Annotated in this window: 18 protein-coding genes; 14 read left to right on the top strand and 4 right to left on the bottom strand. The window is 73.2% G+C overall.

The genetic code is table 11. The features are described 5' to 3' along the window. Nucleotides 1-2 precede the first annotated feature (2 nt). Nucleotides 3-1397 (top strand): hypothetical protein, encoded by a 1395-nt coding sequence (locus AC1WTP_RS13660; RefSeq protein WP_481649604.1) that lies wholly within the window; start codon nucleotides 3-5, stop codon nucleotides 1395-1397. A gap of 55 nt (nucleotides 1398-1452) precedes the next feature. Here AC1WTP_RS13660 and AC1WTP_RS13655 read toward each other — a convergent pair whose 3' ends face one another. Beyond that, nucleotides 1453-2058: a TetR/AcrR family transcriptional regulator gene (locus AC1WTP_RS13655; RefSeq protein WP_481649603.1), complete on the bottom strand. Its 606-nt coding sequence runs from the start codon at nucleotides 2056-2058 to the stop codon at nucleotides 1453-1455. Between the two features lie 100 nt (nucleotides 2059-2158). On the opposite strand from AC1WTP_RS13655, the gene AC1WTP_RS13650 reads away from it, so the two are divergent. From AC1WTP_RS13650 to AC1WTP_RS13610, 9 genes are all read left to right on the top strand, one after another. Beyond that, complete coding sequence (locus AC1WTP_RS13650; RefSeq protein WP_481649602.1) at nucleotides 2159-3151, top strand: hypothetical protein; 993 nt, start codon at nucleotides 2159-2161, stop codon at nucleotides 3149-3151. Between the two features lie 65 nt (nucleotides 3152-3216). Further along, on the top strand, nucleotides 3217-3558 hold the full coding sequence (locus AC1WTP_RS13645) for a hypothetical protein (protein WP_481649601.1): 342 nt from the start codon (nucleotides 3217-3219) through the stop codon (nucleotides 3556-3558). Nucleotides 3559-3834: 276 nt separating this feature from the next. Beyond that, nucleotides 3835-4899 carry a BMP family lipoprotein gene (locus AC1WTP_RS13640; protein ID WP_481649657.1) on the top strand — a complete coding sequence of 355 codons (1065 nt, stop codon included), beginning with the start codon at nucleotides 3835-3837 and terminating at the stop codon, nucleotides 4897-4899. A gap of 168 nt (nucleotides 4900-5067) precedes the next feature. Beyond that, nucleotides 5068-6699 (top strand): ABC transporter ATP-binding protein, encoded by a 1632-nt coding sequence (locus AC1WTP_RS13635; protein WP_481649656.1) that lies wholly within the window; start codon nucleotides 5068-5070, stop codon nucleotides 6697-6699. After that, a complete protein-coding gene (locus AC1WTP_RS13630; protein ID WP_481649600.1) occupies nucleotides 6696-8051 on the top strand; it encodes an ABC transporter permease in 1356 nt (451 codons plus the stop codon). Before AC1WTP_RS13635 ends, AC1WTP_RS13630 begins: the two co-directional genes overlap by 4 nt. A 3-nt stretch (nucleotides 8052-8054) precedes the next feature. Beyond that, nucleotides 8055-9335: an ABC transporter permease gene (locus tag AC1WTP_RS13625; protein WP_481649599.1), complete on the top strand. Its 1281-nt coding sequence runs from the start codon at nucleotides 8055-8057 to the stop codon at nucleotides 9333-9335. Nucleotides 9336-9349: 14 nt separating this feature from the next. Then, complete coding sequence (locus AC1WTP_RS13620; protein ID WP_481649598.1) at nucleotides 9350-10057, top strand: cytidine deaminase; 708 nt, start codon at nucleotides 9350-9352, stop codon at nucleotides 10055-10057. A gap of 215 nt (nucleotides 10058-10272) precedes the next feature. After that, nucleotides 10273-11553, top strand: a complete 1281-nt coding sequence (locus AC1WTP_RS13615) for a thymidine phosphorylase (protein ID WP_481649597.1) — start codon at nucleotides 10273-10275, stop codon at nucleotides 11551-11553. Between the two features lie 107 nt (nucleotides 11554-11660). After that, nucleotides 11661-12341 (top strand): DUF4272 domain-containing protein, encoded by a 681-nt coding sequence (locus tag AC1WTP_RS13610; RefSeq protein WP_481649596.1) that lies wholly within the window; start codon nucleotides 11661-11663, stop codon nucleotides 12339-12341. Nucleotides 12342-12373: 32 nt separating this feature from the next. Here the strand turns inward: AC1WTP_RS13610 and AC1WTP_RS13605 are convergent, their stop codons facing one another. Together AC1WTP_RS13605 and AC1WTP_RS13600 are read right to left on the bottom strand one after the other, a co-directional pair. After that, entirely contained in the window at nucleotides 12374-13246 is an 873-nt protein-coding gene (locus AC1WTP_RS13605; RefSeq protein ID WP_481649595.1) for a putative RNA methyltransferase, read from the bottom strand. Between the two features lies 1 nt (nucleotide 13247). After that, the gene (locus tag AC1WTP_RS13600) at nucleotides 13248-13739 is read right to left on the bottom strand and encodes a MarR family winged helix-turn-helix transcriptional regulator (protein ID WP_481649594.1); all 492 of its coding nucleotides are present in this window, start codon (nucleotides 13737-13739) and stop codon (nucleotides 13248-13250) included. A 58-nt stretch (nucleotides 13740-13797) separates the two neighbouring features. On the opposite strand from AC1WTP_RS13600, the gene AC1WTP_RS13595 reads away from it, so the two are divergent. Next, nucleotides 13798-14259: a PPOX class F420-dependent oxidoreductase gene (locus AC1WTP_RS13595; protein ID WP_481649593.1), complete on the top strand. Its 462-nt coding sequence runs from the start codon at nucleotides 13798-13800 to the stop codon at nucleotides 14257-14259. A 53-nt stretch (nucleotides 14260-14312) separates the two neighbouring features. Continuing rightward, a complete protein-coding gene (locus tag AC1WTP_RS13590; RefSeq protein WP_481649592.1) occupies nucleotides 14313-15392 on the top strand; it encodes an adenosine deaminase in 1080 nt (359 codons plus the stop codon). Here the strand turns inward: AC1WTP_RS13590 and AC1WTP_RS13585 are convergent, their stop codons facing one another. Then, a complete protein-coding gene (locus tag AC1WTP_RS13585; RefSeq protein WP_481649591.1) occupies nucleotides 15393-15869 on the bottom strand; it encodes an ATP-binding protein in 477 nt (158 codons plus the stop codon). It abuts the gene before it with no gap. Nucleotides 15870-16190: 321 nt separating this feature from the next. Between AC1WTP_RS13585 and AC1WTP_RS13580 the strand changes: the two genes are divergently transcribed. Then, entirely contained in the window at nucleotides 16191-19778 is a 3588-nt protein-coding gene (locus AC1WTP_RS13580; protein WP_481649590.1) for a sensor histidine kinase, read from the top strand. Continuing rightward, complete coding sequence (locus AC1WTP_RS13575; protein WP_067370442.1) at nucleotides 19775-20179, top strand: roadblock/LC7 domain-containing protein; 405 nt, start codon at nucleotides 19775-19777, stop codon at nucleotides 20177-20179. The genes AC1WTP_RS13580 and AC1WTP_RS13575 overlap by 4 nt, the downstream gene beginning before the upstream one ends. The last annotated feature ends 54 nt before the right edge of the window (nucleotides 20180-20233 follow it).

Genomic DNA, 20233 nt, shown 5'->3' with positions numbered 1-20233 from the left:
CTGTGCTGGCCGGCCTGACGCTCGTGCTCGGCGGGTTCCCGCTGGCGTACGCGCTGCTGCGCAGCGCGTACCTCGCCGTGCTGCTTGCGCCCCTGGTGGCGGCGCTGATGAGCACCGCCGCGGTGATCCTGATGATCCTGGTCGGCGGGCCGCTGGTGCTCTGGCTCGCGCTGGTGCTGCCCGCGGCGACGGTGCTGGCCTGGTGGCTGCTACGCCGGCCCGGCGAGCCGGCGCCCTACGGCGACTGGTCGCACGTGCTGCTGACCGCTCTCCCGCTGCTCCCACCGCTGCTCTTCGTCCTCGAACCGGCCGTGCGCTGGGACCCGCACTCGATCTGGTGGCTGCACGCCGGCTATTTCGCCCGGGACGGCGGGTACGCCCGGGAGGCCATCGGCAGTGCCGGTTTCGCCTTCTCACACACCGACTACCCGCCGCTCGCCTCGGCGCCGGTGGCGGCGGTGTGGAGCGTCTCCGGGCCGGACTTCCGCACCGCGCAGGCGATCGGGGTGCTGGTCAGCTTCTCGGCGATCGCCATGCTGGTGCATCTCGTGCGCCGGGTGCTCGCCTGGGCCCCCGCCCCGGCCGCCTGGGCGCTCGCCGCCGGGGTCGGTCTCGCCACCTGGTCGACCGCGCCGCACGCGGTCACCAGCGGCTACGCCGATCCGCTCTGGTCGGCCGCCCTGGCCGGTGCCGTGGTGGCTCTGCTCCTGGCGGCCGACCCGCTGCGTCGACCGGCGCTGGCTCTGCTGCTGCTGACCGTGGCGGCGCTGACCAAGAACGAGGGCCTGGTCGTCGCGGGGGCCGTCGCGGTCCTGGTCACGGTGCGGGCCCGGGCCCGGCCGCGGCGAGCCTGGCTGGTCTGGCTTCCGGTCCTGGCCGGGGGCGGTTGGGCGCTGCTGGCCCGGCTGCTGGGTGCCCGCTCCGACATCGCGGAGGGCGCCGGCCGGGGCAGGGCGTCCGGCTGGGACCCGGAGACGCTGGAGCGCTACCGGGTGGCCCTGCGGGCGCTGCGCGACGTGGCCGGTCCGGTGGTGGCGGGCGCGCTGGTCGTGGCGGTGCTGGGTGCGCTGTTCCTGCGGGGGCGACGCCGCAGGGCCGGCCTCGGGTCGGACGGGTGGCTCTGGGCGGTCTGCGGGTTCTACCTGGTCGTCCTCACGTTGACCTACATGCTCGGGCCGAGCGACATCGACTGGTGGCTGCGCACCTCGGTGCAGCGGGTCGCCCTGCTGGTGGTACTGCTGGCGGCGGTGAGCTGCGCCGGGTGGGTCGCGGTCGCCGTCAGCGCCGACCGGGGCGACGAACCGGCGGGCGCGGAGCCGGCGCCGGGCGAGGGGGCCGGGTGGGCCGGCGGCGAGCCGGGGCTCCCGGCGGCCGGTTCCCGGGTGGCGAGCGGGTGACCCGCCACCCGGAGCACCTGGCCGATCTCGGACCTGCCGGCGGGCGTGGCCGGAGCTAGTCCCGTGGCGGCGTCGCGCCGAGCAGGGCCCGCACTCCGGCGAGGTAGGTCCGCCGGTCCGGCGCGCCGGTCAGGATGCGTTGCGTGAACCAGCCCGGGACCAGGGCGAAGAGTGCCGCGGCGATGGCGTCCGGGTCGGTGTCGGCGGGCAGCTCGCCGGCCTCCTGGGCCCGCCGGGCCAGCACCGCGAAGTGGCTGCGGAAGCCGGTGTACTTCTCCGCGACGAACGCGGCCAGCGCCGGGTCGCGCTGCGCCTCGCCCCAGACCTGGATCGCGATGCGGAGCACGCCGTCGGGCCGGAGCTGGGTCTCCACGTACGCGAGGACGCGGTCGAGCGCCTCGACCAGGGGCAGCGGCGGGTCGTGCCGGGCCAGCCCGGCGAGCACCTCGCCGGCCCCGCTGACCGCCTCCTCGGCGATGGCGTTGATCAGATCGGTCTTGCTCGGGAAGTAGCGGTAGACCGCGCCGACCGAGAGACCGGCCTCGGCGATGACGTCCTGCATCGAGGTGCGGTGGAAGCCCTCCCGCAGGAAGCAGCGACGAGCCGCGTCGACGATCTGGCGGCGGCGGGCGGCGAGGTGTTCGGCCGAGACACGTGGCACGGGATACATGGTAAAGCGAACGTTCGTTCTTGACAGTCGACGCGGTCGGGGAGGAGCCTGAGGCTGATAGAGAATGAGCGTTCGTTTTAGGAGTGGGACCATGTCGACCCGAACCCGGCCGCCCCTGCTGCTCGCCGTGCTGGCCGCCGCCCTGGTGGCGGGAGTGCAGGCGCTGCTCGTACCGCTGTTCTCGGCGCCGGCCGCGAACCTCGCGCCGCGCGACCTGCCGGTCGCCGTCGCCGGCCCCGCGCCCGCCGCCACCGAGCTGGCCGGCCGGCTCGCCGCCGCGCGGCCCGGCGCGTTCGAGGTCGCCACCCTGCCGGACGCGGCGGCGGTCGACCGGGCACTGCGTGACCGTGAGGTCTACGCGGCCTTCGTCGTCGGCCCCGGCGGGGTCGCCCTGCACACCGCCCCGGCCGCCAGCCCGACGGTGGCGGCACTGCTCACCGAGGCGGCCGGCCAGCTCTCCGCCGGGCGGCCGGTGCCGGTGGTCGAGGTGGTTCCCGCCGACCCGGACGACCCGCGGGGCGCCGGGTTCGCCGCCGGTTTCCTGCCGCTGGCGCTGACCAGCATGCTCGCCGGGGTGCTGCTCGCCCTGCTGGTCACCGGCCGGGCGGCCCGGCTGGCCGGGCTGACGGCGTACGCCGTGCTGGCCGGCGGGGTCGGCGTGGCGGTGCTGCACGGCTGGCTCGGCCTGCTCGGCGGCGACTGGCTCGCCGAGGCGGCCGCGATCGGGTTCTTCGGGCTGGCCACCGCGGCCATCGTCACCGGCCTCGGCGCGCTGCTCGGCCGCCCGGGGATCGGCCTGGGCGCGCTGGTGGTCTTCCTGGTCGGCAATCCGCTCTCGGCGGTCGGCGCGGCCCCCGAGCTGTTGCCGCAGCCGTGGGGCGCGGTGGGGCAGTGGCTGCCGGTCGGCGCGGGCGGCACGCTGCTCCGGTCGGTGGCGTTCTTCGACGGCGCCGGCGCCGGCACGCCGCTCGCCGTGCTCGCCGGGTACGCCGCGGTCGGCCTCGCCCTGGTGCTGCTGGCCCGGCGCACCCCGGCCCCGGCCGGCGAGCCGGTCGCCGCGCGGCCCGCGACGGTCGCCGCCTGACCCGCGTCCCGAGCCATCCCGCGCCCCCTACTACGAACTGTCGTTGATAGGGGAAGATGGTCGCCGTGGAAGCTCTCAGACTGACATTGCGCTACGTCCACCTGATCGGGTTCGCGCTGCTGCTGGGCGGCGCCGTCGTCCAGTACGTCAGCGGGCGGTTGCGGATCAACCCGGCCATGCTCTGGGGCTCGGTGATCATGTTGCTGACCGGCATCAGCCTCGCCGCGCCGCTGCGTGACGGCGACGAGCCGGCTCCGGCCAAACTCGTTACCAAGTTGGTGCTCGCGCTGCTGATCTTCGTCATGGTCTTCTTCTCCCGGAAGCGTGACGTGGTCAACCGTGGCCATTTCCTCGCCATCGTCGCTCTGACCCTGGTCAACGCGGCGGTGGCGGTCTTCTGGCGGTAGCGTCCCCGACAGGGGGACGGCCCCGGAAACGGACGTTGACGACGTCGGGACGCTCGCCTACCAGCACCGAGAGTGACCTGGCCCACCCAAGGGTTACGTAGGGGTAACAGGCACTCAACAGTCGTGCACGATTGTCGGCCGGTGGGTGGGCGCGGGCGTACGCTCCCGTCCGTAACGTGGGACGCCGGCGGCAAGTCGCCAGGCCGGCTAATGGGCTGCCACCGCGCGACCCGCGGTGTGCAATGGGAAGGAGACGTCTTGCGCTCGGTGCGTGGGATGCGGATCGCCTCGGTCCTCGCGGTGGGTGGGCTCGTGCTGAGCGCCGCCGCGTGTGGCGAGGCCCCCGAGGAGAACAACGGCGCCGGTGACGGCGGCAAGAAGTACAGCGCCTGCATGGTGACCGACGTCGGCGGCATCGACGACAAGTCGTTCAACACCTCCGCCTGGAAGGGCCTGCAGGCCGCCAAGGCCGAGAACGACAACATCGACATCAAGTACGTGGCGTCGAAGGCCGAGGCCGACTACGAGCCGAACCTGACCCAGTACGTCAACCAGAAGTGCGACTTCATCCTCGCGGTCGGCGGCCTGATGGCCGACGCCACCTCGAAGATCGCCAAGGCGAACCCGAACCAGCAGTTCGGCATCGTCGACGCGAAGCTGCCGGAGAGCAACGTCTACCCGATGCAGTTCGACACCGCGCAGGCCGCCTTCCTGGCCGGCTACCTGGCGGCCGGAATGACCAAGTCCGGCACGGTCGGCACCTACGGCGGCATGAAGATCCCGCCGGTGACCATCTTCATGGACGGGTACGTCGACGGCGTGGCCCACTACAACAAGACCAAGAACAAGACGGTCAAGGTCCTGGGCTGGGACAAGGCCACCCAGAACGGCTCCTTCACCAACGACTTCGTCAAGCAGGACGAGGGCAAGAAGGTCAGCGACGCGCTGGTCGCCCAGGGCGCCGACATCATCATGCCGGTCGCCGGCGGCGCCGGCCTCGGCACCACCGGTGCGGCGAAGGCCTCGGGCGGCAAGTACAACACCATCTGGGTGGACGTCGACGGCTGCGAGAGCACCCCGGACTGCCCGGTCATCATCACCACCGTGGTGAAGAACATCCCGGACGCCGTCAAGGAGGCCGTGCTGAAGGCCGCCGGTGGCGAGAAGCTCAACGCCAACCCGGGCTTCCTGGGCACCCTGGCCAACAACGGGGTCTCGCTGGCCCCGTACCACGAGTTCGAGAGCAAGGTTCCGGCCGAGCTGAAGGCCGAGGTCGACAAGCTGAAGGCGGACATCGCCGCCGGCACGGTCACGGTCACCTCCAAGGCCCAGCCGAAGTGACGCTCCGCCGGCCGCCCGTGGTGAGACGATCACCCGGGTAGGCCGGCGAGCGGTACCGCACGACGAACCGGCCGCCCCGGCGCCGCGGGTGAACCCCCGCGGCGCCCGGGGCGGCCGATCCGCTCCACCCGACGACCGGCCCCGCGCCGCGACCGGCCGGCAGCTACGCTGCACCATCGCTTCGCACTCCAGGAGGTTGCGCTGAGACTCGAACTGCGCGGCATCACCAAGCGGTTCGGTGATCTGGTCGCCAACGACCACATCGACCTGACGGTGGAGCCTGGAGAGATCCACGCCCTGCTCGGCGAGAACGGCGCCGGCAAGTCGACCCTGATGAACGTGCTCTACGGGCTCTACCAGCCCGACGAGGGCGAGATCCTGGTCGACGGCCAGCCGCTGAAGCTGAAGGGCCCGTCGGACGCGATCGCGGCCGGGATCGGCATGGTGCACCAGCACTTCATGCTGGTGCCGGTCTTCACCGTGGCGGAGAACATCATGCTCGGCGCCGAGCAGGTGCGCGGCGGCCTCGCCGGCTTCCTGGACCGGCGTCGGGCCCGGCGCCAGGTCGCCGAGGTCTCCGAGCGGTACAACCTGCGGGTCGACCCGGACGCGGTGATCGAGGACCTGCCGGTCGGCATCCAGCAGCGGGTGGAGATCGTCAAGGCGCTCACCCGCGACGTCGACCTGCTGATCCTGGACGAGCCGACCGCGGTGCTCACCCCGCAGGAGACCGAGGAACTGCTCGCCGTGATGCGGTCGCTCAAGGCCGCCGGCAAGTCGATCGTCTTCATCACCCACAAGCTCGGCGAGGTCAAGGCGATCGCCGACCGGATCACCGTGATCCGGCGGGGCAGGACCGTCGGCACCGCGTCGCCGGAGGCGAGTCGGGACGAGCTGGCCGCGCTGATGGTCGGCCGGAGCGTCCGGCTCACGGTGGACAAGACCCCCGCCACGCCGGGCCGGCCGGTCCTGGAGGTCGCCGGCCTGGTCGTCGACGACGACCGGCAGGTGCGCGCGGTAAACGGGGTCGACCTCACCGTGCACGCGGGCGAGGTGCTCGGCATCGCGGGCGTGCAGGGCAACGGCCAGACCGAGCTGATCGAGGCGATCATGGGTCTGCGTCCGCTGCTGGCCGGGACGGTCACCCTCGACGGGCAGCCGGTGCACGGCTGGTCGACCAAGAAGGTGCTCCGCGCCGGCGTCGGCTACGTGCCCGAGGACCGCAGCGTCGACGGCCTGGTCAAGGAGTTCAGCGTCGCGGAGAACCTGGTGCTGGACATCTACGACCGGCCGCCGTTCGGCAGCGGGCTCGCGCTGAAGCCGGACGAGATCGCCAAGTCGGCCAGGGAGCGGATCGCGCAGTTCGACGTCCGCACCTCCTCCGCCGAGGCGCCGGTCGGCACGCTCTCCGGCGGCAACCAGCAGAAGGTGATCGTGGCCCGGGAGCTGTCCCGGCCGCTGAAGCTCTTCATCGCCGCCCAGCCGACCCGCGGCGTCGACGTCGGCTCCATCGAGTTCATCCACAGCCGGGTCGTCCGCGAGCGGGACGTCGGCACCGCCGTCATGGTGGTCTCCAGCGAACTCGACGAGGTGATCGGCCTGGCCGACCGGATCGCCGTGATGTACCGCGGCCGGATCATCGGCGTGGTCGGCCCGGACACCCCGCGTGAGGAGATCGGCCTGCTGATGGCCGGCATCACCCCCGAAGCGACCGGTGGTGCGACGGCGGGCGGCGACCCGACGGCGGCCTCCGGCGGCGCGGCGGCTCCCGAGGGCCCAGGTAGCGAGGACAAGGCATGACGAACCAAGATCCCCGGTCGGGTTCCCCGGACAAGGAGCCGGCGACCGAGGCGCAGGCCGCGCAGACCGCGCTCGGTAACACCGAGCGGGCCGAGACGGCCACCACGCCGCAGCAGCCGGGCGACGGGGGCCGGCCGTCGCTGGGGCGGCTGTTCCTGGACAACCTCTGGGCCGCCAACACGTTCACGGTGACCCTGCTGTCGCTGGTGCTCGCGATGATCGTCGGCGCGGTGCTGATCGTCGTCTCGGACCCGGACGTGCTGGCCACCTACAGCTACATCACCGCCCGGCCGTCCGACGCGATCAACGCCAGCTGGACGCTGGTCAGCGAGGCGTACGCCAACCTGTTCAAGGGCGCGGTCTTCGACCCCGAGGCGTTCTCCGGCTGGCTGGACGGCAGCAACGGCTGGCAGGCGGTCCTGGCGCCGATCTCCGAGACGCTCACCTACACCGCGCCGCTGGTCTTCACCGGGCTCTCGGTGGCGCTGGCCTTCCGCGGCGGCCTGTTCAACATCGGCGCGCAGGGCCAGGCCACCATCGGCGTCATCCTGGCCGCGCTGGCCGGCTTCCTGCTGCCGCTGCCGCCCGGCCTGCACCTGCTGGTCGCGGTGCTCGCCGGTGCCCTCGGCGGTGCCATCTGGGGCTTCATCCCGGGCATCCTCAAGGCCAAGGCCGGTGCCCACGAGGTGATCAACACGATCATGCTCAACTACATCGCCACGTACTTCCTGACCTGGCTGATCGTGCAGAACGGCGTGCAGGACCCGAACCGGACCGACGCGATCAGCCGGCCGGTGGACGCCTCGGCCCAGCTGCCCCGGCTGCTCGGCGACAACCTGCGGGTGCACGCCGGCATCCTGCTCGCCGTCCTGGCCACCTGGGCGGTCGCCTGGCTGCTCAACCGCTCCACGCTCGGCTTCGAGCTGCGCGCGGTCGGCGCCAACCCGGACGCCGCGCGGACGGCCGGCATCAGCGTCACCCGGACGTACGTGCTGATCATGGTCTTCTCCGGCATCCTGGCCGGCCTCGGCGGCTCGAACATGGTGCTCGGCTCCACGGCCAGCGCGCTGACCCCGCTGGTGGTGGCGCAGATCGGCTTCGACGGCATCCTGGTGGCGCTGCTCGGCCGGGTGAAGCCGTGGGGCGTGGCGCTGGCCGCGCTGCTCTTCGGCGCGCTCCAGGCCGGCGGCAACCGGATGCAGTCGTACTCGGGGATCTCGCTGGAGCTGGTCACCGTGCTCCAGGCGCTGATCGTCATCTTCATCGCCGCGCCGGCCCTGGTGAAGGCGATCTTCCAGCTCCGGGCCGCGCGCGCCGCCCGGTTGCAGACGAGCCTGGCGAAGGGCTGGTAACTCATGTCCACCATGGCTGTCCCCGACATCGCGGTCGCCCCGGTCGACGAGGGCTTCTGGACCCGTACCCGCAAGATCGGCCTGTCGCTGCTGGGCCTCGGCCTCATCGGAGCGGTGCTCTTCGGCGCCCTCGCCACCGACCAGCAGGCCCGGTTCACCCTGAGCGAGGACGCCGCCGGCGCCGCGCTGGAGATCAACGGCACGTTCGGCGCCATCCTCTTCGGCGTCGTCGCGATCGCGGCCGGCGCGGCCATGCTCGCCGGGCTGCCGAAGCGCTGGTTCGTCCTGGTGCTCAGCGTCGGGCTGGCCGGCTTCGTGCTCTCCTTCCTCTGCTGGCAGGTCTCGGCCGCCCCGGCCGGGCAGAACTTCATGCCGCTGGTCAACATGGTCCGCGGCACGTTCATCCTGGCCCTGCCGCTGATCTTCGGCGCGCTCGCCGGCGTGCTCTGCGAGCGTTCCGGCGTGGTCAACGTGGCGATCGAGGGACAGCTGTTGATGGGCGCCTTCAGCGGCGCGCTCTTCGGCAGCATCACCGGCAGCGTCTGGGTGGGCCTGGTCGCGGCGGCGATCGGCGGCGCGTTCATCTCGCTGCTGCTGGCCGTCTTCGCCATCCGCTACCTGGTCGACCAGGTGGTCATGGGCATCGTGCTCAACCTGCTCGCGGTCGGCATCACCGGCTTCCTCTACGAGCGGCTGATGCAGACCAACGCGCAGCGGTACAACAGCGCGCCGCGGTTCACCAACTGGGAGATCCCGCTGCTCAAGGACATCCCGGTGCTCGGCCCGGCACTGTTCCGCGGCAACATCTTCCTCTACCTCGGCCTGCTGCTGGTGCTGGTGATCCACATCGCGCTGTTCCGGACCCGCTGGGGGCTGCGTACCCGCGCGGTCGGCGAGCACCCGATCGCGGCCGACACCCTGGGTGTCCGGGTGCTCGGGCTGCGCTACCGCAACGTGCTGCTCGCCGGCATGGTCGCCGGCATCGGCGGCGCCTCCTACACGCTGGCGCTCTACTCGTTCACCAAGAACATGATCGGCGGCAAGGGCTTCATCGCCCTGGCCGCGCTGATCTTCGGCCGGTGGAGCCCCACCGGCGCCCTGCTCGCGGCGCTCTTCTTCGGGTTCGCCGACCAGCTCGGCACGTACCTCGGCGCGATCAACAGCGTGATCCCGAGCGAGTTCCTGGCCATGCTGCCCTACCTGGCGACGATCCTGGCGGTGGCCGGGCTGGTCGGCCGGGTCCGGGCACCGGCCGCGGACGGCAAGCCGTACATCAAGGGCTGACGGGAGAACGCGCCATGGAGATCGACTGGGGCCGGCTGCGGGCCGCCGCCACCGAGGTGATGCGGCACGCGTACGCGCCGTACTCGAAGTTCCCGGTCGGGGCGGCCGCCCTGGTCGACGACGGCCGGGTGGTGGTCGGCTGCAACGTGGAGAACGCCGCGTACGGCGTGGTGCTCTGCGCCGAGTGCGGCGTGGTCTCCTCGCTGCACGCCACCGGCGGCGGGCGGCTGGTCGCGCTCTCCTGCGTGGACGCCACCGGCGAGCCGCTGATGCCGTGCGGCCGGTGCCGGCAACTGCTCTGGGAGAACGGCGGCCCCGACTGCCTGATCGAGACGAAGGGCCGGCCGCTGCGGATGGCCGAGCTGCTGCCGCACGCCTTCGGCGTGGAGGACCTGGAGCAGGTGGTCGGCGAGACCCCGCTGCCGGTGGTGCCGGAGCGGCTGGCCGCCTGGCGCGGCCGCGGCACCGTCTTCGTGCACCCGGATCTCTCGGCCGGCCAGCAGGTGTGGACGGCGTACTGGGAGCGGTCCGCGGGGGACGACGCCGGCGCCGAGACCGGGGTGCTGGAGGAGGGCCCGAGCTGGGACGACCCGGCTGAGGCGATCACCTGGGGACTGGCCCGGACGCCGCGGGTGGTGGTGGTCGACGCGGCCGGCACCATCTTCTGGGCCGGTGAGGGCGAGCCGCCGCTGGAGATCCCGGTTCGCTGGCCCGGTGCCTGAGCCTGCATCCGATCGCGCCGGCTCTCGGGCCGGCTGGGCTTCAGGGCCGGGGCCGACCACGCGCGGCTCCGGGCGGTCAGGCTTGATCCCCCCGCCGGGCGCGGTCGGTCCCGGCCCGTCGTGCTCATGCGCCGCGGACCGCGCACGGTGGAACGTCCGTCCTCATCGGCTGGGGTTCGCCGGCCGCTCGGGTAACGACTGATAGGAACTCTAAGGTGAGTGCTTTTGCGGCGGTTGACGTCATCCGGACCAAGCGGGATGGCGGGGTGTTGTCGGACGGGCAGATCGACTGGGTGGTGGACGCGTACACCCGGGGCCTGGTCGCCGACGAGCAGATGTCGGCGCTGGCCATGGCGATCCTGCTGCGCGGCATGACCCCGGCGGAGATCGCCCGGTGGACGGCCGCGATGATCGCCAGCGGGGAGCGGCTGGACCTCTCCGCGGTGCGCCGCCCGACCGTCGACAAGCACTCCACCGGCGGCGTCGGTGACAAGATCACCCTCCCGCTGACCCCCCTGGTGGCGGCCTGCGGCGCGGCCGTGCCGCAGCTCAGCGGGCGCGGCCTCGGGCACACCGGCGGCACGCTGGACAAGCTGGAGTCGATCCCGGGCTGGCGGGCGGCGCTGAGCAACGACGAGTTCATCGCCCAGCTGCGGGACGTCGGCGCGGTGATCTGCGCGGCCGGCGAGGGGCTCGCCCCCGCCGACCGCAAGCTGTACGCGCTGCGCGACGTCACGGGCACCGTCGAGGCGATCCCGCTGATCGCCAGCTCGATCATGAGCAAGAAGATCGCCGAGGGGACCGGCGCCCTGGTGCTCGACATCAAGGTCGGCTCCGGGGCGTTCATGAAGTCCGTCGACGACGCCCGCGAGCTGGCCCGGACCATGGTGGAGCTGGGCGGCGCGCACGGGGTGCGTACGGTCGCCCTGCTCACCGACATGTCCACCCCGCTCGGCCGGGCCATCGGCAACGCGGTGGAGGTGACCGAGTCGGTCGAGGTGCTGGCCGGCGGCGGCCCGGCCGACGTGGTCGAGCTGACCCTGGCGCTGGCCCGGGAGATGCTCGACGCGGCCGGCCTGCCGGACGCCGACCCGGCGGCCGCGCTGCGCGACGGCCGGGCGATGGACGCCTGGCGGGCGATGGTCCGGGCGCAGGGCGGCGACCCGGACGCCCCGATGCCGACCGGGAACGAGGTCGAGGTGGTGCGCGCGGACGCGGACGGCTTCGTCGCGGCGGTCGACGCGTACGCCATGGGGGTGGCCGCCTGGCGGCTCGGCGCCGGCCGGGCCCGCAAGGAGGACCCGGTCAGCGTGCCGGCCGGGGTGCTGCTGCACAAGCGCCCGGGCGATCCGGTGCGGGCCGGCGAGCCCCTCTACGAACTGCGCGCCGAGCACGCCGGGCGGATCCCGGCGGCGCTCGCCGAGGCGGAGCGGGCGGTGCGGATCTCCCCGACCGCCCCGGCCGCGACCCCGCTGGTGATCGAGCGGATCGGCTGAGCGGCCCGCCGGGGCGGCATGGTGCTGGTCACCTGGGAACGCTATTCTCCCAGGCCAAGGGGGGAACACCGGCGCTGAGCCGTCGCGAGCAGACAGGATTTTCCGCCGTGATCGTTGCTGCCCCCGACCCCCGTGAGGTGCGTGAAGCCAGCCTGGACGAGCTGTCCCGGTTGCGCCTGCCCCTGCCACCGCCGCAGTTCCCGCTGGTCTGGGAACCCGGCGACCAGATCGAGCTACGCCCCACGGCCGAGATAGAGGCGCGGGTCGCGGTGCTGCACCTGATCCTGGCGCGCTGCTTCGGGATGCCGCCGCAGGCCGCGATGAGCTGGCTGCTCGCCTCGCACCTGGTCGAGATGGTCACCCCACCGGAGTGGCAGTTCGTGACCGGCGGCCGGGGCGACCACCGCTCGTTCGTGCTGCACCACGACGCGCTCTTCGCGCTGGCCTGGGTGCTCGGGCTGACCAAGCAGCTCGACCCGACGCTGCCGGTGGACGAGCGGCTGGTGGAGCGGATGCCGTACATCGCCGGCGGGGAGACCTTCGGGCAGTGGCGCTCGCGCATCCTGGCCGCCCCGCAGCACCCCGCCGACGCGGCGGCCCTGCTCGACCTGCACTACTGCCTCGACTGGGCGTACCTGGACGTGCAGCGGGCCGGCCGGACACCGCCGGGCCTGGTGGACGCCAACGCGATCGGGCAGCGACGGTGGGCGCTGGAGTGGGCGGTGATCCTGCGCGGGCCGTACCACGACGAGCCCCCGGGCTGGGAAGAGGTCGACCTCTCCACCTGAGACGGCCCCGGGTCAGCGCGGACGCCGGACGGTCAGCGCGGACGCCAGACGGTCAGCCGGACCGACACGGTCACCCGGACCGGTTCGGGCAGGGCGGTCACCCGGGCGGCGAGCCCGGCCGGGTCGGTGTGCCAGGCGCTCGGCCCCATGCCGACCAGCGTCGCCACCTCCGGACCGGCCAGCGCCAGCTCCCGCCGCAGGCCGGTCTCGATCTCCGGGCTGAACCGGTCGCCGAGGCTCTCCGCGACCCGGTCCGTCTTGGTCGGGTCGACCCGCAGCAGGTCGAGCGCGCCGACCAGTTCGGCGAGGTGGTCGTCGGCCGGCGTGACCACCAGCAGCGCCCCGGCCGGGTCCAGGACCCGGTGGAACTCCGCGCCGTTGCGCGGAGCGAAGACGTTCAGCAGCACCGCGGTCGAGGCGTCGGCGAGCGGCAGCCGCTGCCAGGTGTCGGCGAGCGCCGCCGCGGCGCGCGGGTGGGCCCGGGCCGCCCGGCGCAGCGCCGGCTTGGAGACGTCCAGCGCCAGGCCGACGGCGTCCGGCAGCGCCGCCAGCACCGTCGCGAGGTAGCGGCCGGTCCCCGCTCCCGCGTCCACCACCAGCGGGTACGCCCCGGCGCCCGGCACCGCCCCGACCCGGGCCGTGACCTCCGTCGCCGCCTCGGCGAGGGCCGTGGAGATGACGTCGTAGTGCCCGGCGGCGAGGAAGTCCGCCCGGGCGGCCACCATCTCGGCGGTGTCCCCGGCGTGTGGAGCGCGCCCGGCGAGCAGGTTCACGTAGCCCTGTCGGGCGACGTCGAAGCTGTGCCGGCGTGGGCAGCGCAGCGCGCGGGCGGTGCCGGCGGTCACCTCGGCCAGCGGTTGCCCGCAGACCGGGCAGCGCAGCCGGTCGACGATGCGGGCGTGCACGTCAGGCGTCCGGTCGGGTCGGCGCCGCGCGGCGGTCGGGATCGGTGAGCCGGGCGATCACCCGGTGGGTCAGCGCGTCCAGGGCGGCGATCTCCTCGGGTGTGCACAGGTCGATGAGGTGCCGCCGGACGGCCGCCACGTGGCCGGGGGCGGCGGCCTCGATCGCCTCCCGGCCGGCGGCGGTGAGCGCGACGATCGCGCCGCGCCCGTCGGTCGCGCACTCCTCGCGGGTGACCAGCCCGCGTTGCTGCATCCGGGTCAGGTGGTGGGAGAGCCGGCTGCGCGACCAGAGCATCCGGTCGGCCAGTTCGCTGAGCCGCAGGCGCTGGTCGGGGGTCTCGGAGAGGTCGGAGAGGACGTCGTAGTCGGGCTCGGAGAGCCCCGCGTCGCGCGTCAGCTCGCGGGCCAGTTCGAGGTCGAGCAGGCGGCGCATCCGGCGGTAGCCCCGCCAGGCGCGCTGCTCCCGCTCGTCGAGCCAGCGTGGGTGCTCCATGCCGGCCATCGTAGCCATCCGGTTGACATGTCATCAACCTGCTCCTACGGTGAATGACATGTCAACCACATCGCCGCACCGCCCGGACGCCGCTGCGGGTGCCCGCGTGAGCGCCCGGCTCTGGGAGCTGTTCGGGCGGCACGGGCGGGGCGTCCTGGTCACCCTCCGCCGGGACGGCCGGCCCCAGCTCTCCACCGTCGACTACCTCGCCGAGCCCGGCCTGATCCGGTGCTCGACCACCGCCGATCGGGCCAAGGTACGCAACCTGCGCCGCGACCCGCGGGCCAGCTTCCACGTCAGCACGGCCGACGGCGGGGCGTACGCCGTCGCGGAGGGGTGGGTCACCCTCAGCCCACCGGCCGCCGCCGAGGACGACGCCACGGTCGAGGAGCTGGTCGAGGTCTACCGGGAGATCCGGGGTGAACACCCCGACTGGGCCGACTACCGGGCGGCGATGCTCGCCGACGGCCGGCTGGTGCTGCGACTCGCCGTCGAACGGGTCTACGGCTGGCGTCCCTGACCCGTCGGGCCGGTCGGATCGGTCGGCAGGCCGGTGCCGACTAGGGTCTTGGCATGGTCGCGACAATCCGGTACGAGGACATCGTCAAGGTTCCGAAGGCGCTGCTGCACGACCACCTCGACGGCGGCCTGCGACCCGCGACGGTCGTCGAGCTGGCCGCCGAGGTCGGCCACGAGCTGCCCACCACCGACCCGGTGGCGCTGGGTCGCTGGTTCGTCGAGGCGGCCGACTCGGGTTCGCTGGAGCGCTACCTGGAGACGTTCGCGCACACCGTCGCCGTCATGCAGACGGCGTCGGCGCTGCGCCGGGTGGCCCGGGAGTGCGCGCTGGACCTGGCCGCCGACGGGGTGGTCTACGCCGAGGTGCGGTTCGCCCCCGAGCAGCACCTGGAGCGGGACCTGTCGCTGGACGAGGTGGTCGAGGCGGTGCTGGCCGGCTTCGCCGAGGGCAGCGCCATGGCGGCCGAGGCGGGCACCCCGATCCGGGTCGGCACCCTGCTCACCGCGATGCGGCACGCCGCCCGCTCGCAGGAGATCGCCGAGCTGGCCGTGCGGCACCGGGACGTCGGGGTGGTCGGCTTCGACATCGCCGGCGCCGAGGCGGGCTTCCCGCCCACCCGGCACCTGGACGCCTTCGAGTACCTCCAGCGGGAGAACTTCCACTTCACCATCCACGCCGGCGAGGCGTTCGGGCTGCCCTCGATCTGGCAGGCGATCCAGTGGTGCGGGGCGGACCGGCTCGGCCACGGGGTGCGCATCGTCGACGACATCACCGCCGGCCCGGAGCCGAAGCTCGGCCGGCTGGCGGCGTACGTGCGGGACAAGCGGATTCCGCTGGAGCTGTGCCCGTCCTCGAACGTGCAGACCGGCGCCGCCACGTCGATCGCCGAGCACCCCATCGGGCTGCTGCGGGACCTGCGCTTCCGGGTCACCGTGAACACCGACAACCGGCTGATGAGCGGCACCTCGATGTCCCGCGAGATGGCCCTGCTGGTGGAGGCGTTCGGCTACGGCTGGCGCGAGTTGCAGTGGTTCACCATCAACGCGATGAAGAGCGCCTTCATCCCGTTCGACCAGCGGCTGCGGATCATCGACGAGGTGATCAAACCGGCGTACGCCAAGCTGCTGCCCTGATCACCGGTGGTGCGGGTGGCCGGCGAGCAGGCCGGCCACCCCGCGCAGCACCTCGCGGGCCCGGGCGGCCTCCGCGCCCAGGCCGGCCTGCCGGCGCAGCACCGCCGGCTCCGCGCGCAGCAGCGCCACCCCGCGCCGGATCAGCACCCGGGGTGCCTTGCGCTGCTCCGCGAGGTCGCGGGCCAGCCGGCGGACGAAGGTCGCGCCGCGCGGCCGCCGCAGGGCGTACGCCCCGGCGAGCAGCCCGCGCCGCCGGCACTCCTCGACGATCTCGGCGGCGAAAATCCCTTCGGCCACGAAAAGTGGCGAACCGGCGACATCAAATGGCCGGGTGGCCACCCGTCGGTCCGCGTCGATGGCGTAGACCGGCACGTCCGCCCGACCCTCCCGGGCCAGTCGGGCAATTGTCTCGACGGCCGCGACGGCGTCCCAGGAGAGCGGCGACTCCCAGTCCACCTGGCCGTTTCGCCGTGGCAACGTAGGGTCATCGCCGTCCTTGTAGAAGTCGTCGAGGCACAGCACCGGAAGCCCGGTTCGCTGCGCTATGTACGACTTTCCGGACCCGGAGGGGCCCGCGAGCAGCACAACGCGGTGGGGGTGATCCATTACCTTCAGTGACTCCGGCCAGACGGATTGCTATCAAATCGCATCAACATCTCATCACACCTTCGGCGAGGGCCAACCTGGGCTTTCTTCTTGCGGGGCGGCGTGATGGAATCTCGGATGGTCCGACCCGCCGGGTCGGCCGCTGGGCGTTGCCCGAGGGCAACGCGGACGCTGAATCGCGAGGGCGGTGACGTGAGCAAACGGCCAAAGACGGCGGGCTCTTTCCTGTCGCGGCTGCGCCGGCCGGCCGGTCGGCTCCGCGACATGCCGATCTGGTCCAAGCTCGGTCTCATCATGATCGTGCCGACCATCGCCACGGTCGTCGTGGGTACCAGTGGTCTGATCGACCACCTGCAGACGCTCAACAACGCAAACCGGGCCGGCGAACTGGCCAGCCTCGTCGGCTACTCGGGTGACTTGGTCGACAACCTGCAGGACGAGCGGACGGCCGCGCTGCGGTTGCTGGGCGCGCCGCCGGCCCAGGCGGACCCCTACAAGGACGCGTACAACCAGGCGAACGGCCGGGTGGACCAGGCCCGGGCGCCCTACTCGCAGCAGCGGACCGAGATCGAGGACCTGCCGGCGAACTTCGAGCGGCTGCTGGACGAGATCGACCAGGACCTCAAGGACCTGCCCGCCACCCGCAGCCAGGTGATCAACGGCAAGTTCGGTCTCATCCCCGCCGTCCAGCAGTACGACGGGATCATCACCCGGCTGTTGGCCATCCGCGACTCGGCCACCCAGCTCGCCGGCGACAACAACCTCAGCGACCGGATGCGCGCCGCCACCGCCGTCGCCCGCAACAAGGAATCTCTCTCCCAGCAGCGGAACGTGGTGCACCGGATGCTGAGGGACAACAAGATCACTGCCACCCTGCGCACCGACTACATCGCCACCGACACGGCGCAGACGCAGGCGAAGCAGAGTTTCGCCGTGGTCGCCAACCAGGAAGAGGTCGACTTCTACAACCGGACCGTGGCCGGTCCGGACCTGCGCGAGGCGAGCACGTACAACTCCTGGCTGCGTAACACCAACACCGAGGACACCCTGGCCAGGGCGCCGTTCGACGCCAATCAGTGGGACGCGGCCATCGTCGCCAACGCCGACCTGATCCGCACCGTCGAGTCGACGTTCGACCGCGACGTGGTCGCCAAGGCCGACGACATCCGCTCGGGCGTGCAGCGCCAGGTGTTCCTCGAGTCCGGCCTGCTGCTGAGCATGCTGCTGCTGGCGATCCTCTTCGCCTACCTGGTCGCCCGCTCGATGGCCCGCTCGCTGCGCGACCTGCGCCAGGGCGCCCTCTCCGTCGCCCAGTACGGCCTGCCGCAGGCGGTGGCCCGACTGCGTGACCCGCAGGTCACCGGGCAGCTCTCCCCGACCCAGCTGGCCAACCAGATCGCCGAGCCGCTGCCGGTGCGCAGCAAGGACGAGTTCGGTCAGGTGACCGAGGCGTTCAACGCCGTCCACCTGGAGGCCGTCCGGACGGCCGCCGAGCAGGCCGCGCTGCGTGCCTCCGTCGCGACGATGTTCGTCAACCTGGCCCGCCGGTCGCAGATCCTGGTCGACCGGCTGATCGGTCACCTCGACCGGCTGGAGCGCGGCGAGGAGGACCCAGACCGGCTGGCCGAGCTGTTCCAGCTGGACCACCTCGCCACCCGGATGCGCCGCAACGACGAGAACCTGCTGGTCCTCGCCGGTGCCGACTCGACCCGCGTGCAGCGGGAGCCGGCCGCGCTGATCGACGTGCTCCGGGCCGCCCAGTCCGAGGTCGAGCACTACACCCGGATCGAGTTCGGGGTCATCGACCGGGACATCGAGGTCGCCGCGCACGCGGTCAACGACCTGGTACACCTGGTCGCCGAGCTGTTCGACAACGCGACCGCGTTCTCGCCGCCGGACTCGCAGGTGATGATCGAGGCCCGCCGGGTCGGCGACCGCGCCTCGCTCTACGTCGAGGACCGCGGCATCGGCATCAGCCCCGACCAGCTGTACGAGCTCAACGAGCGGCTCGCCACGCCGCCGCAGGTGGACGTGGCCGTCTCCCGGATGATGGGCCTGGTCGTGGTCGCCCGGCTGGCGTCCCGGCACGGGGTGAAGGTCGAGTTGCGTCCCGGCGCCGACCGGGGCACCGTGGCGGACGTCACGCTGCCGCCGTCGGTGCTGGTCCCCCGGGCGTTGGCCGGGCGGGCGCAGTCGGCCCCGGCACTGCCCGCCGGCAACCCGCAGTCGTCCGGTCCGGCGCCCGTCTTCGGTGCGCTGCCGGCGCTCGGCAACCTGCCCAACAGCCCGCGGACGAGCGAGTCCGGCAACCAGGTCACCCTGGGTGGCCGCCCGTTCGAGCCGGCGCCCCGCAACGGCACCGGCAGCCCGGCCCCGGCCGGCGCCGGCCGGAGCATGCCGGCCTGGTCGGACCTCACCGGCGCGACCGGGGCCACCGGCGGCGATTCCTTCGCCCCGCGCACCACCAACGGCCAGCCGGTCGACCCGCTGCCGCAGCGGCGGGCGGCCGACGCCGACCCGGGCACCACCGGCCAGCAGTCCGGCATCCCGCGGCAGCTGCCGAGCAGCCCGGAGGCACGGCCGTACTTCCCGCCGCCGGTCTCCGCTCCGCCGGTGCCGCCGCACTCGGCGCCGCCGTACCCGGGGTCGCCGCAGTCGGCGCCGCCGTACTCCGGGTCGCCGCAGTCGGCTCCGCCGTACTCGGGGCCGCCGGTCTCCTCCCCGCCGGTCTCGGGCATGCCGGTCTCCTCGTCCCCGGTCTCCGGGATGCCGGTCTCCGCGTCGCCGGTGTCGGGGATGCCGGTCTCCGGTCAGCCGGTCTCGTCGCCGGGTGGCGCGCTGCCGCAGCGCCCGGTGACGCCGCCGAACACCTCGGCGCCGCCGGCCTGGCCGCCGGTCGCCGGGGCGGACCGGGACCCGGGCACCCCGCCGGTGCCCGAGCGGCTGGCCGCGGCGCTGGACATGACCACCGAGCTGCCGCGGATGCCCCGTACGGACCAGCCGACCCCGCCGGCCCCGAACCCCGCGCCGACCCCGACGGCGCGACCGGCCGCCACCCCGGCCGCACCGCCCGCACCGGCCCGACCGACGACCCCGCAGGCACAGAACCGGCAGCGGTACGCGGACGAGACGATGGAGCTGCCGATCTTCCGGGAGCTCGAGTCCGCCTGGTTCCGTACCCGTCGACCGGGCCCGGAGGAGGCGGCCGGCGCCGGGCAGGCGGCGGCGACGAACGGCTCCGCCGCGACCCAGCAGTTCGCCAGGGTCGACGCCGCGGGTCGCGTGCAGCAGACACCACCCGCAACGACAGGTAACGCACCGATGGCACAGACACCGACGGCCGGAGGAGCGCCCCGCGAGAACGGGGCGACAGCGAACGGCGGGGGCCGCCCCGCCGCCGCCGAGAGCCTCGCCAGCCGGCGGCCGCCGCAGCCGGGCGACAGCGGTTGGGAGACCGCGGCCGACGAGGGCTGGCGGGCGGCGTCGGCCGCCAGCGCGGTGCCGGTGGCGGCCACCACGCCCACCGGGCTGCCGAAGCGCACCCCGATGGCGCAGCTGGTGCCCGGCGCGGTGGAGAAGCCGAGCACCTCGGTGCAGCGGCGGACGCCGGAGTCCGTCCGCGGCCTGCTCTCCGCCTACCACCGCGGCGTCCAGCGAGGGCGTAGCCACCCGTCCGACAGCAACCCGACCAGCCCGGAGGCGACTCCGGGAGGGCAGCAATCCTCGCAGTCTGGCTCAGGCCCGGTGGCCGGGAGCGGGCAGAAGGAGCAAGAAGGATGACAACTACGCAGGATCTCGGTTGGCTGCTGGCCAACTTCGCCGACCGGGTGCCCGGTGTCGCGCATGCGGTCGCCGTCTCCGCGGACGGTCTGCTCCTCGCGTCGTCACGGGATCTCCCGCGTGACCGGGCCGACCAGTTGGCCGCGATCGCGTCCGGCCTGGTCAGCCTGACCCAGGGTGCGGCCCGCTGCTTCGAGGGAGGCGCGGTGCTGCAGACGGTGGTGGAGATGGACAATGGCTTCCTGTTCCTGATGTCCATCTCCGACGGTTCCTCGTTCGCCGTGCTCGCCGCCCGCAGCTGCGACGTCGGGCAGGTCGGTTACGAGATGGCCCTGCTGGTCGACCGGGTGGGCGACGCACTGACCCCGCAGCCGCGCGCGGCCGCGGGCATGTTGGGCTGACGTCCTGCTGACCTCGAGGTCGGCGGCGGCGCAGCAACGACGAGAGAGACGGGC

The organism is Micromonospora sp. R311, from assembly GCF_056780015.1.
The sequence above is the reverse complement of the archived record's forward strand: the minus strand, read 5'-3'. Positions and strand labels throughout refer to the sequence as shown.

Excerpts from the sequence above, each read along its gene's own strand:
- AC1WTP_RS13650 (WP_481649602.1), top strand. The coding sequence starts at position 2,159 with ATGTCGACCCGAACCCGGCCGCCCCTGCTGCTCGCCGTGCTGGCCGCC.
- AC1WTP_RS13640 (WP_481649657.1), top strand. The coding sequence starts at position 3,835 with ATGCGGATCGCCTCGGTCCTCGCGGTGGGTGGGCTCGTGCTGAGCGCC.
- AC1WTP_RS13630 (WP_481649600.1), top strand. The coding sequence starts at position 6,696 with ATGACGAACCAAGATCCCCGGTCGGGTTCCCCGGACAAGGAGCCGGCG.
- AC1WTP_RS13625 (WP_481649599.1), top strand. The coding sequence starts at position 8,055 with ATGTCCACCATGGCTGTCCCCGACATCGCGGTCGCCCCGGTCGACGAG.
- AC1WTP_RS13620 (WP_481649598.1), top strand. The coding sequence starts at position 9,350 with ATGGAGATCGACTGGGGCCGGCTGCGGGCCGCCGCCACCGAGGTGATG.
- AC1WTP_RS13600 (WP_481649594.1), bottom strand. The coding sequence starts at position 13,739 with ATGGAGCACCCACGCTGGCTCGACGAGCGGGAGCAGCGCGCCTGGCGG.
- AC1WTP_RS13595 (WP_481649593.1), top strand. The coding sequence starts at position 13,798 with ATGTCAACCACATCGCCGCACCGCCCGGACGCCGCTGCGGGTGCCCGC.
- AC1WTP_RS13590 (WP_481649592.1), top strand. The coding sequence starts at position 14,313 with ATGGTCGCGACAATCCGGTACGAGGACATCGTCAAGGTTCCGAAGGCG.
- AC1WTP_RS13575 (WP_067370442.1), top strand. The coding sequence starts at position 19,775 with ATGACAACTACGCAGGATCTCGGTTGGCTGCTGGCCAACTTCGCCGAC.